This window comes from Pseudomonas sp. Pseusp3 (assembly GCF_047304225.1).
Classification (GTDB): domain Bacteria; phylum Pseudomonadota; class Gammaproteobacteria; order Pseudomonadales; family Pseudomonadaceae; genus Aquipseudomonas; species Aquipseudomonas fluorescens_CD.
This window is the reverse complement of the sequence record NZ_JBGLYV010000147.1, coordinates 1-11342: the sequence shown is the minus strand read 5'-3', so window position 1 is coordinate 11342 and position 11342 is coordinate 1. Positions and strand designations below refer to the sequence as shown.

Annotated in this window: 9 protein-coding genes and 1 pseudogene; 3 read left to right on the top strand and 7 right to left on the bottom strand. The window is 62.2% G+C overall.

Annotated features, from left to right (window positions below; genetic code table 11):
- Positions 1-137 precede the first annotated feature (137 nt).
- A complete protein-coding gene (locus tag ACCD00_RS28580) occupies positions 138-1058 on the bottom strand; it encodes a LysR substrate-binding domain-containing protein (protein WP_413428589.1) in 921 nt (306 codons plus the stop codon).
- A gap of 47 nt (positions 1059-1105) precedes the next feature.
- Entirely contained in the window at positions 1106-2095 is a 990-nt protein-coding gene (locus ACCD00_RS28575) for an MBL fold metallo-hydrolase (protein WP_413428588.1), read from the bottom strand.
- Positions 2096-2360: 265 nt separating this feature from the next.
- On the opposite strand from ACCD00_RS28575, the gene ACCD00_RS28570 reads away from it, so the two are divergent.
- Complete coding sequence (locus ACCD00_RS28570; protein WP_413428587.1) at positions 2361-2822, top strand: helix-turn-helix domain-containing protein; 462 nt, start codon at positions 2361-2363, stop codon at positions 2820-2822.
- Here ACCD00_RS28570 and ACCD00_RS28565 read toward each other — a convergent pair.
- Complete coding sequence (locus ACCD00_RS28565) at positions 2812-3636, bottom strand: alpha/beta fold hydrolase (protein WP_413428586.1); 825 nt, start codon at positions 3634-3636, stop codon at positions 2812-2814. The genes ACCD00_RS28570 and ACCD00_RS28565 overlap by 11 nt on opposite strands.
- A gap of 35 nt (positions 3637-3671) precedes the next feature.
- On the bottom strand, positions 3672-4247 hold the full coding sequence (locus ACCD00_RS28560) for a flavodoxin family protein (RefSeq protein WP_413428585.1): 576 nt from the start codon (positions 4245-4247) through the stop codon (positions 3672-3674).
- Positions 4248-4627: 380 nt separating this feature from the next.
- Between ACCD00_RS28560 and ACCD00_RS28555 the strand changes: the two genes are divergently transcribed.
- Positions 4628-7432 (top strand): ATP-binding protein, encoded by a 2805-nt coding sequence (locus ACCD00_RS28555; protein WP_413428584.1) that lies wholly within the window; start codon positions 4628-4630, stop codon positions 7430-7432.
- Here the strand turns inward: ACCD00_RS28555 and ACCD00_RS28550 are convergent.
- Complete coding sequence (locus ACCD00_RS28550) at positions 7397-8881, bottom strand: ATP-binding protein (RefSeq protein ID WP_413428583.1); 1485 nt, start codon at positions 8879-8881, stop codon at positions 7397-7399. The genes ACCD00_RS28555 and ACCD00_RS28550 overlap by 36 nt on opposite strands.
- A 152-nt stretch (positions 8882-9033) precedes the next feature.
- On the bottom strand, positions 9034-9984 hold the full coding sequence (locus tag ACCD00_RS28545) for a GlxA family transcriptional regulator (protein ID WP_413428582.1): 951 nt from the start codon (positions 9982-9984) through the stop codon (positions 9034-9036).
- A gap of 317 nt (positions 9985-10301) precedes the next feature.
- Here ACCD00_RS28545 and ACCD00_RS28540 point away from each other — a divergent pair, with 317 nt between their 5' ends.
- Complete coding sequence (locus ACCD00_RS28540) at positions 10302-11024, top strand: pirin family protein (RefSeq protein WP_413428581.1); 723 nt, start codon at positions 10302-10304, stop codon at positions 11022-11024.
- A 131-nt stretch (positions 11025-11155) separates the two neighbouring features.
- Here ACCD00_RS28540 and ACCD00_RS28535 read toward each other — a convergent pair.
- Positions 11156-11342, bottom strand: a pseudogene (locus ACCD00_RS28535) (LysR family transcriptional regulator); the annotation flags it as partial.

Genomic DNA, 11342 nt, shown 5'->3' with positions numbered 1-11342 from the left:
GGAACCCCGAGCCTAAGCGAGGGGCCGTACGTAAGGGGCGAGACTTTTTGGTTCCTTTTGTGTCGTTTGACAAAAGGAACTCGCCGTAAGGGCGAAACCCTAAGCCGCCGTCACCCAAAAAACGGATATGTACACAATCAGGAGGGAATATCCAAAGAAGCAGACATGAACTGACTGATCCGCGCCCGCAACCACCGCTCAGCCGGATCATTGTCATGCACCCCGCTCCAGGCCATCGACAACTGCGCCGCCTCAATCTCGAACGGCGGATCCTCAGCCCGCAACCCACACCCCTCCACCAACGCACAGGCCGCATAATCGGGCACCGTGGCAATCATCTCGGTACCCGCGAGCAACGCCCGCAACCCACTGAACTGCGGCACCCCCAGCACCACACGACGACTACGCCCGACCTTCGCCAGATCCAGATCGATATTGCCGCTCAAGTCCCCCGAGAACGACACCATCGCATGGGGCCGCTCACAGTACTCGTCCAGGGTCAGGGTCCCTGGGCGGGTGTCGCCACGCAGCACTTTGCAGGGGATATCGCGCAGCTTCTTGCGCTTGGCATTGGCCGGCAGATCCGTGGTGTAGCTCACGCCCACCGAAATTTCCCCCGACGCCAGCAGCGCCGGCATCAATAGGTAATTGGCCCGCCGCACGACCACGACGATGCCCGGTGCTTCCTCTTGCAACTGGCGCAACAACGGTGGAAACAAGCCGAATTCGGCATCGTCCGACAGCCCGATGCGAAACACATCGCAACTGGTCGCCGGATCGAACTCCCTGGCCCGGCTGACCGCGCCGGAAATGGTGTCCATCGCCGGCTGCAACTCCTTGAGGATCGCCAACGCGCGCGCCGTCGGTTCCATGCCGCGACCGTTGCGCAGCAGCAACGGGTCGTCAAACAGATCGCGCAAACGCCCCAGCGCGGCGCTCACCGCCGGCTGCCCCATGAACAGTTTTTCCGCGACGCGGGTCAGGTTCTTTTCGAACATCAGGGCTTCGAAAATCACCAGCAGGTTCATGTCGACGCGACGCAGATCGTTACGGTTCATAAGTACGGGTTCCTTGTGTGTTCGGCCAGGCATGAGTGCGCTGGACTTTACTCGATCAACGGCACGTTCGCCGCGCGTTTGTACGGTCCGTACTCCACCGGCACCCACTCGAAATGCTTGCCTTGTGCGCTGATATGACCGATGCCGGGGAACGGCAGATGCGCCGCCGTCACCCAGGTCTTGCTGGCGGCCGCGGCACTGAACACCTGGTTGCGACTGTTGATCGCTTGCTGGCTGTTGACGTCGAAACCGATCGATACCTCAGGGTGCAGGAACTGCACGGCGAGGTTGTGCACCAGGTCCCCTATGAACAGGATGCTTTGCCCTTGGGAAGTGAAACGGTACGTGGTGCTGCCCGGCGTGTGCCCGGCTTCCAGTTGCGCCTCGACCACACCCGGCAGTGGTGACTGACCGGGGGTGAAGGTCTTGAAACGACCGGCGGTAACGTAAGGGGCCGTGGAATCCTGAGCGATCTTGAAGTAGCCCTTGGCCGCTTCCGGCGCCTTGGTCAATGCTTGCGGATCGAGCCAGTAGTCAGCTTCGGCCTTGGCCGCATACACCGTGGCGTTGGCGAACACCGGTTGTTGCTGGCCGTCCACCAGACCGCAGACGTGATCCAGGTGCAGGTGAGTGATCAGGATGGCGTCCACCTGCTCAGGTTTGTAGCCGGCCGCTTGCAGGTTGGCCGGGAGCTGGCCGGCGGTAGGACCGATGCACTGCCCTGCCCCGGTATCAATCAGTACAAGCTGTTTACCGGTGTTGACCAGAAACGCGTTGAAGGCGGTCTGCACACCCGGGGTTTCAATCGAACGACGGGCCAGCAGAGCGCGGATCTGGCTCTGGCTCATGCCTTGCAACAGCTTCGGCGACAGGTCGTTGTAGCCGTCGAACAACGCCGTCACTTCGTAATTCCCCAGCGCCAGCCGGAAGTACCCGGGTACTTGCGTACCCACCTGCGCGGGCGCCTGGGCCAGCGCGCTGGTGGATATCAGAACCAGGCCAATGGCCCCCAGCGTTCCCTGCCATGTCCGTTTCATCTGCTCACCTTTTCAAGCCAGCCAGCGGTCCGAGATGGCCCGCTCCATGCTGCGCATCTTGTGCCCATCGCCGTTGCTCACACTTGCAGCGATGTGCTGTGTTCATACCTTCGGGGGATGGAATTAACAACGTTTAACTCGTCAGACGCTGAGGGCAACTCCAACAATGAAGCCCTCAGCGCAGAACTGTTTTTTTTCCAGAGTAACGGTGCTGATCGCTCAAGCCGGGCGCCAGTGCTTTTCCTCCCCCGAACGGACAATGGCCATGGCTTACCCTCAGCACATCACTAACCGCGCACCTGCCAGCGAGCCTCGCAAGACCAGTACCGGCGGCCTCAGCCCGCAGCGCGAAAAACTGGTCAAGCAACTGATCCTCGATCGCCTCGGTGACAGCCTGGAAGTCACCGATCTGGCACAGGCCTGCGCCCTCTCGCGCAGTCACTTTTCCCGCGCTTTCAAGTGCAGCACCGGCCTCTCGCCGCAGGACTGGATTCGCCAGCAACGCATTACCCTGGCCAAGCAATTGATCAAGTATACCGACATGAGCCTTACGCAGATCAGCCTCGAGTGCGGCTTCTGCGATCAGGCGCACTTCTGCCACATTTTCACCCGCAGCGAAGGCATCACCCCGTTTGCCTGGCGCTGTCAGTTTGTCCGCGGCACCTCGTCGAGCGGCAAAAGATCGCAGGCTGCACCTGCGATCTTTCAGTCGGATATCACCCCTTGAGGAACGCCAGCAGATCCGCGTTGAGCTGATCCTTATGGGTGTCCGTCAAACCGTGAGGGGCGCCCGGGTAAATCTTCAGGGTCGAGCCCTTCACCAGTTTGGCGCTGGAGACGCCCGCCGCCTCGTACGGCACGACCTGATCCGCATCGCCATGCACCACCAGGGTCGGCACGTCGAACTTCTTCAGGTCTTCGGTGAAGTCGGTTTCCGAGAACGCCTTGATGCAGTCATAGGCGTTCTTGTGGCCGGCCATCATGCCCTGCATCCAGAACCAGTCGATCATGCCTTGGGATGGTTTTGCGTCAGTTTTGTTGAAGCCGAAGAACGGGCCGCTGGCGAGGTCGATGTACAGCTGCGAGCGATCGGCCAGCGAGGCCTGGCGGATGCCGTCGAACACCTCCAGCGGCAAGCCACCGGGGTTGGCTTCGGTCTTGAGCATCAGCGGCGGCACGGCGGAAATCAGCCCGGCCTTGGCCACGCGGCCGGTGCCGTGGCGACCGATGTATCGTGCCACCTCGCCACCGCCGGTGGAGAAGCCGAACAGCACGGCGTCCTGCAGATCGAGCAGCTCGATCAACTGCGCCAGATCGTCGGCGTAATGGTCCATGTCATTGCCCGACCACGGCTGGCTGGAACGTCCATGACCGCGACGGTCGTGGGCGATGACCCGGTAGCCCCTGGAGGCCAGGAAGATCATCTGCGATTCCCAGCTGTCAGCATTCAATGGCCAGCCGTGACTGAAGACAATCGGCTGTCCGGTGCCCCAGTCCTTGTAGTAAATCTCGACGCCGTCGCGGGTGGTAAAGGTGCTCATGGGTGATGCCTCCTAAACGAGGGTTGGGGGGGGAATCAAACCGGTAGTTGCTTCATGCGATCCGCCAGGCGCGCCACACGCTCGCCCAGGTGCGCGGCGGTGCAGCGATCCTCGGGCGGAGGGGCATCGTCGGGGGATTGCTCGACATTCGACTGGGCCATGGCGCCCAGTGAGCTGCCCAAGCGATTGAGTTGGCCGTTGAACGCGCCGGTGCTGGAGCGCGCCGGCAACAGGTCAAGGCCGACCCAGATCATCGAGTGCTGGGCGGCGAACACCGCCATCTGCAGCAAGGTGTTGAGTTTGTCGCCGCACAGGCAGCCGGAATTGGTGAACCCCGCGGCGAGTTTGTCGCGCCAGGGCTGGGCCAGGTAGAACGCCGCCGTGGCCTCCATGAACGCCTTGAAGGCCGCCGAGGCGCTGCCCATGTAGGTCGGCGCGCCGAAGATAATGGCATCGGCGTTGTGCAGGCGCTCCCAGTGCTCGTGCACTTCCTCGACCGGTATCAACTGGCAGGTGCTGCCCAGGTGCCGTTCCACGCCCCCGGCCACAGCTTCGGCCATGACCCGGGTGTGCCCGTAGCCACTGTGATAGACCACCACCACGTTGCTCATTGGTTTGTCCTTGAGATGGATTTAATTCCCTTGTAGGAGCGAGCTTGCTCCGGGCGGCGTTCCGACGATGGAATATCAGTCGACACCAATGTGGCTGACACACCATCGCGAGCAAGCTCGCTCCTACAGGTAGAGAGTTTTGGGCGCAGTCGGGCGCAGGACGAGTTAAACGTTGTTAATTTTCCATGGTGCGCAAAAAGCCCCGGCAATCGCTGTCCATCTGTCGCGCCCAATGATCTCGGGGCTGACGGTCCCGGGCCTGTACGTTAGAGTCATTGCCTGCACCCGACAGTCACCCGGTCGGCGCATTGCGCTTAGTGAAAAACCTGAGGAATATGCTCGAAAACCGCGTACCAGACGGACGCTGCAGGAGCGACTCGTTGACCCTATCCCCCGAACAGGTTGTGCATTTCGGCCCCTACCGGGTCTACCCCGGACAACGCCTGGTGATGGAGGCTGACCAGCCCTTGCGCCTGGGTCGGCGCGCCATGGACATCCTGTTGATCCTGCTGGAACACGCCGGCAACGTGGTCAGCAAGCAACAATTGATCGCCCGGGTCTGGCCCGACAGCGTGGTCGAAGACATCAACCTGCGGGTGCACATGGCCGCGTTGCGCAAGGCGCTCGGCGACGGCCAGGCCGGCCAGCGCTATATCATCACCGTGGCCCAGCGCGGGTACAGTTTCGTCGCACCGCACTCACTGGAGCAGGCCGGGCAACCGCCAGCGCCCGAGGCGTATGCGCCGAGCCGACATAACCTGCCGGTGCGCCGTACGCGCATGATCGGCCGGCAGACGCTGGTCGACCATCTGATGATGCAACTGCCACGCCAGCGCTTCATCACCCTCGTCGGTCCCGGCGGCATCGGCAAGACCACCGTAGCCCTGCGGGTCGCCGAACAGATGATCGGTCGCTACCGGGACGGCATTCGCCTGCTGGACCTGGCCCCGGTCAACTGCCCGCTGATGATCGACAGCCATCTGGCGACGTTGCTCGAACTGGCCCTGCACGACGATGAACCCCTGAGCGGGCTTGCAGACTACCTGCGCGACCGCCACATGCTGCTGGTCATCGACAACTGCGAACACCTGGTCGACGCCATCGCCCAGCTCTGCGAAAACATTCTGCGCAGCGCGCCGCAAGTGCACATCCTCGCCACCAGCCGCGAGAGCCTGCGGGCCGAAGGGGAATTCGTCCAGCGCCTGGAATCACTCGACTGCCCGCCGCCCATCGCCCTCCTCGACCGCGCCCAGGCCATGACCTTTTCCGCCCTGCAACTGTTCGTCGAACGGGCCATGGCCAGCCATGACAGCTTTGAACTGACGGACGCCGAGCTGCCGCTGTTGATCGACATCTGTCACCGACTGGACGGCATTCCACTGGCCATCGAACTGGCGGCGGCGCAAGTCGGCAACTTCGGATTGCACGGTTTGCTGGCACAGTTGCAAGGCAGTTTCCGGGTGCTGACCCAGCCCTGCCAGACACCCCTGGCGCGCCATCAGACCTTGCGCGCAACCCTGGACTGGAGCTTCGAACTGCTCAACGCCTGCGAAAAGACCTGCCTGTGCCGACTGAGTGTGTTTCGCGGCGGATTCACCCTGGAGTCGGCAGCGGCGGTGATTGTCGGCGAACACATCGAACCCCGCGCAGTGTTCGGTTCAATCACGCAATTGGTCGCCAAGTCGTTATTGAACGTGGAGGTGGGCGACGAAGACGTGTACTACCGCTTGCTCGATACCACCCGCCACTACGCCCTGGAAAAACTCACGCAAACCACCGACCTGCCCGGCACGCGGGAACGGCACGCCGAGCGCTGCCTGGCGCTGATGCAACAGGCGCAGGACGACTGGGAGAAAACCTCGACCGGCCTGTGGATCGAGCGCTATGGCCGGGCCCTGGAGGATATCCGCGCGGCTCTCGACTGGGGTTTGCACGCGCAAGGTCCAAGGGCACTGGCGATACGCCTGGCCGCGACGTCCACCCCCTTGTGGCAGGAGCTGTCACTGCTCAAGGAGCATGGCGGTTATGTGCGCAAGGCGCTGGCCTTGCTCGATCAGTCAGCCGAGCCGTGCCCGCGCTTGAAGATGGCCCTCAAGCTGGCCCTGGGCAGTGCCTGTTACCACGCTCAGGGTGGTAGCGCCGAAACCGTTGGCGCCTTTGTCAGCGCCAGAGCCCTGGCCAGACAACTTGACGATGTGGCGGGTCAGCTGCGGGCGATTTCCGGTCACCTGGCCGTCAATCTCAGCTGCGGTCATTACCAGATGGCCCTGGAACAGAGCGGGCAATTCGATCAGCTCGGGCTGCATGACGACGCCCTGATGTCCCTCAGCACGAACCGATTGCGCGTGCTGGCCCTGCACTTCTCCGGCGACCAGCATCAGGCTCGGGAGCATGCCGAACAGGTGCTGCAACGCATGGCCCACAGCGGCCATCTCAACCGTTTCACCCATGGTTTCGGCGTGCAATACGACCAGGGCGTTGCGGCGCTGACCATCCACGCGCGCGTCCTCTGGCTGCAAGGCCAACCGGAACAGGCCTGGCGCACGGCCCGGCAGGCGCTGGACATCGCGTTGCAGATCAACCACGGCACGTCGATCTGCTACACCCTGGCGCTCTCCGGCTGCCTGATCGCCTACTACAACGGCGACACCCGCAGTGCCCGCGAACTCCTGCGCCTGCTGCTGGAACAGGCGCAGAAACATTCGGTTCCTCTGTTCTACAACTGGGCGCAACACTATGCGCAGGTGATCGGCGGCACCGATGTTCGGCCAACCGGCCGCCAAAGTGTCGGTTTGATCAAAGACATCATGGTCACGCTGGATCCGACCTGCGTCGACGATGATTTGCTCGAACGCGCGCAAAGCGGTGCGTCGGGCTGGAGCACGGCAGAGATTCTGCGGGCCAAAGCCAGGACGTTGCTCGCAACGGATTGTCCGGTCAAGGCCGCGACGGCCGAAGCGGTGCTGCTCAATGCACTCGACGTGGCAAAGGCCCAGGGTGCCCTGGCCTGGGAGCTGCGCAGCGCCACCTCGCTGGCGCAGATGTGGCAGCGTCAGGGCCACTCCCAACGGGCGTATCAATTGCTGGCACCGGTCTACCAGCGCTTCACCGAAGGTTTTGCCACGCCAGACCTGATGACGGTTCGCCAGCTACTCGACGAGTTGCAATGCCGCCTGCCCGCCTGAAGGCCAGCGCATTTGACTGATGTAACCGGCATAACGCACTTCGAGGGTGCGCAACTCACCACTGAGTTCGAGTTTTTCCAGCGCGTAGGTGCGGGTGGTGTTGAGGAAGCGGTAACGGATCACTCCACTCACCTGCTCCCGGGACAGCAGTGACTTGAATGCCAGGCTTTCCAGCACCTTGATCAAGTCGGCGGCGAGCAGCCTGTCGCAACAGATCACGCCAATCGCTGCGTCCTGGGTAAACGCCATTTTGAACACCGCCAGGCGCTGCAACACGGTTTGTTCCACTGCAGTCAACCGCTCGTAGCTCCAGTCCAGCGCGGCCTTGAGGGTCTGATGCCGGGGAACGGCCGTGCGACGGCCCTGGGTCAGCAACTGAAAACAGTTGTCGAGTTGGGCCTGCAACCCCACCAGCGCCAACGCATCGATCTGCGCTGCGGCCAGTTCAATCGCCAGTGGCAGGCCATCCAGGCGCCGGCAGATTTCGCGCACGACCTTGAGGTCTTGTTCACGCAGGGCGAAGCCTTGCTGACGGGCCCGGGCACGGCTGACAAACAACTGCACCGCCGAATAGCCCATGACCTCGGCAACGCTGCGCAGCGCCGATGTCGGCGGCACCGCCAGCGGTGGCAGACGCAACACGGTTTCGCCCGCCGCCTCGAGCGGCTCGCGGCTGGTGGCGAGGATCGACAGTCGAGGCATCGATTGCAGCAGTGTCTCGATCAGCGTCCGGCAGCGTTCGAGCAGGTGCTCGCAGTTGTCCAGGACCAACAGGGCGTGCCGCTGCGACAGCGTCTCCAATGTGGTGCCGACCTTCAGTTCAAGGGTTCGTGTGAGGTGATCGGTCACTTGCGCCGGGTCATCGATTGCCGCCAGGTCCACCAGCCACACGCCGTGCCGATAGTGCTGCAACAACAGTTCGGCCACACGCAGGGCTACGGTGGTCTTGCCAATCCCGCATGGCCCGACCAGGGTCATGAATCGCCGCTCGGGCAGTTGCCGTACCAGGCTGCCGACAATGGCGTCGCGTCCGGTAATCGGCGTGAGCCGTGCCGGCAGGTTATGCAGAGGTTTCTGTACGGTCTCGCTCGGGAACGATACGGGCTCTGGCGAGTGCTGCACCGGGGCGACAAAACTGTAGCCGCGCTGGGGAATGTTGACGATGTAGCACTGGCCGTTCTGCCCGTCGCTCAGGGCACGGCGCAGGGCAGCAATGTGTACGCGCAGGTTGATCTCTTCGACCACCGAGCGCGGCCAGACCTGCGCGATCAACTCCTCCTTGCTGACCACCGAGCCAGCGTGCTCGACCAGTACCTGCAATACATCGAGGGCACGGCCGCCCAGGCGCAACGGTCGATCGCCGTCCAGCACCAGTCGCTGACTGAGGTGGAAGGCATAGGGACCAAATCGCAGCACCGCTTCGCTGTTTATATCTCTGAGGCTGTTCATGGGCTGTCACCCGCGGAAAACCTGACTTCCATCCTGGCTCCGCACCGTCCTTGCAATGAGTTCAGCGGTATCTTGGCAGGCCTCGGTGACGGCACAACTGTCACGGGGGGAGCATCACGGCCATTGCGGTGCGCGCGACGGACACGCGCCGGCTAGCTGAACTGCTCGCGGTATTGGGTCGGGGTCAGGCCAAGTTTTTCACCGAACAGAAAACGCATGTGCCGCACGCTGCCGAAGCCGCTTTTGAACGCTACGGTCTTGAGCGGCAACTCCGTGGTTTCCAGCAGGTTCCTGGCGCAATCGATACGGGCGCTTTGCAGGAACTCCATTGGCGTCATGTTCACATCCCGGGCGAACACCCTGGCAAAATGGCGCGGGCTCATGTTGGCCAGCCCGGCCATGGACTCGATGCTGTAGGTTTCATCGAGGCGCTCAAGCACATGGTTCTGCACGCGGGTAATCGCCGTTTCATGGGGCGCCACCGCGGCCATCAACGGGCTGAACTGCGCCTGCCCGCCCTGGCGCTTCATCACCACCAGCAACACCTTGGCCACATCCTGGGCGACCTTTTTGCCGTGGTCCTGCGCCACCACCGACAACGCCAGGTCGATCCCGGCCGTCACGCCACCGGAGGTGATCAGGCTGCGGTCCTGAACAAAGATCTGGTCGGTCTCGACAGTCGCTTTCGGGAAGGCCTTGATCAGCCGCTCGGTATAGTGCCAGTGGGTGGTGACGCGATAGCCATCGAGCAAACCGGCATGCCCCAACACGAACGCCCCGGTACAGATGGAACCATAACCGGCGGACCGGCTGACGTTGTGCCTGAGCCAGTCGAGCAATGGCGGATGCTTTTCGTTGTAGGCACCGGGGCCACCGGGTACCAGCAGCAAATCAAAACCCTCGCAGGCCTGATCGATGTGCCGGTCGGCGTGCACGCTCACTCCGTTGGACGCCCGCAGTGCGCCGGGCTCGGTGCCGATGGTCGTCAGCACATAGTGATCTTCGGGTTTCAGATAACGGTTGGCGATGGAAAACACTTCCATGGGCCCGGCCATGTCGAGCAGGAGAAAGTCGGGAAACAGCACCATTGCCACGGTTTTCATGGATTGGGATTCACTGGGATCTATAGGGTCGGTACACCAAACCTTGTGGGAGCGGGCTTGCTCGCGAAGGCGTAGTGTCAGGCTACTTGATGTTGGATGACACACCGCTTTCGCGAGCAAGCCCGCTCCCACAAAAGGCGTGCTGTGCATTATGACCAGACACACGCCAAAGCCGGAAAAGAATAGCTGATTGGCGCCTGCAAACTGTCAACCTGATAGAGACAGTATTTCAATTTTCATCTACTTATTGAACCGACAGGTAAACATTAACCTTCTCCTCAGTCGGACGAATTCACGTCCCCACAGGAGATTTCATCATGCTGACACTTCGCAAAGCCTCGGATCGTGGCCTGGCCAATCACGGCTGGTTGAAGTCGTTCCATACCTTTTCCTTCGCCAACTATCGCAACCCGAAAGAGCAGGGTTTTTCTGACCTGCTGGTGATCAACGACGACCGCGTCGCCGCCGGTAAAGGCTTCGGCCAGCACCCGCACCGCGACATGGAGATTTTCTCCTACGTGCTCGAAGGTGCCCTGGAACACAAGGACACCCTGGGCACCGGTTCGGTGATCCGCCCCGGCGACGTGCAACTGATGAGTGCAGGCAGCGGCGTGGCCCACAGTGAGTTCAACCACTCCGGCAGCCGGCCGGTGCACTTTCTTCAGATCTGGATCGTGCCCGACGTCAGCGGCGCCAAACCGCGCTATCAGCAAGAGCACTTCAGCACCCAGAAGAAACGCGGGCGCCTGCAACTGATCATCTCGCCGGACGGTGCCAAGGGTTCGCTGAAGGTGCGTCAGGATGCGCGGGTGTATGCCGGCCTGATCGACGGCAAGGAAAGCGCCACCCTGGAGCTCGCTGCCAACCGCTACGCCTATGTACACGTGGCCCGAGGTAGCGTCGAACTCAACGGAGTGTTGTTGCAGGAAGGCGACGGTGTGCGGGTCCGCGAAGAACAGGCGCTGACCTTGAGCAACGGCGTGGACGCTGAAGTACTGGTCTTCGACCTGCGCCCACAGGAATTGCCGGAAATGCCATGACAAAACCCTGTGGGAGCGGGCTTGCTCCGGGCGGCGATCCGACGAAGGCGCAGTGTCATTCAACAGAGATGTCGTCTGACACTCCGCCTTCGCGAGCAAGCCCGCTCCCACAGGTTGTGTGGTCCCCGGATTTATTCGCCGGTCCCGGCGAACCCCGCGACAATCTCATCAATCACCGCCCGGACCCGGGCCGTATGCCGCAGGTCCGCGTGGGTCACCAGCCAGATGTCATAGGGCAACGGTCGTGCGCGTTCTGGCCACAGCCTGACCAGTCCGTCTCGCTCCCCCATGTACACCGGAACCTCCCCGACCCCGATC

Bases quoted from the DNA above. Each gene is read 5' to 3' on its own strand.
- ACCD00_RS28580 (WP_413428589.1), bottom strand. From the start codon at position 1,058: ATGAACCGTAACGATCTGCGTCGCGTCGACATGAACCTGCTGGTGATT.
- ACCD00_RS28575 (WP_413428588.1), bottom strand. From the start codon at position 2,095: ATGAAACGGACATGGCAGGGAACGCTGGGGGCCATTGGCCTGGTTCTG.
- ACCD00_RS28570 (WP_413428587.1), top strand. From the start codon at position 2,361: ATGGCTTACCCTCAGCACATCACTAACCGCGCACCTGCCAGCGAGCCT.
- ACCD00_RS28565 (WP_413428586.1), bottom strand. From the start codon at position 3,636: ATGAGCACCTTTACCACCCGCGACGGCGTCGAGATTTACTACAAGGAC.
- ACCD00_RS28560 (WP_413428585.1), bottom strand. From the start codon at position 4,247: ATGAGCAACGTGGTGGTGGTCTATCACAGTGGCTACGGGCACACCCGG.
- ACCD00_RS28550 (WP_413428583.1), bottom strand. From the start codon at position 8,881: ATGAACAGCCTCAGAGATATAAACAGCGAAGCGGTGCTGCGATTTGGT.
- ACCD00_RS28545 (WP_413428582.1), bottom strand. From the start codon at position 9,984: ATGAAAACCGTGGCAATGGTGCTGTTTCCCGACTTTCTCCTGCTCGAC.
- ACCD00_RS28540 (WP_413428581.1), top strand. From the start codon at position 10,302: ATGCTGACACTTCGCAAAGCCTCGGATCGTGGCCTGGCCAATCACGGC.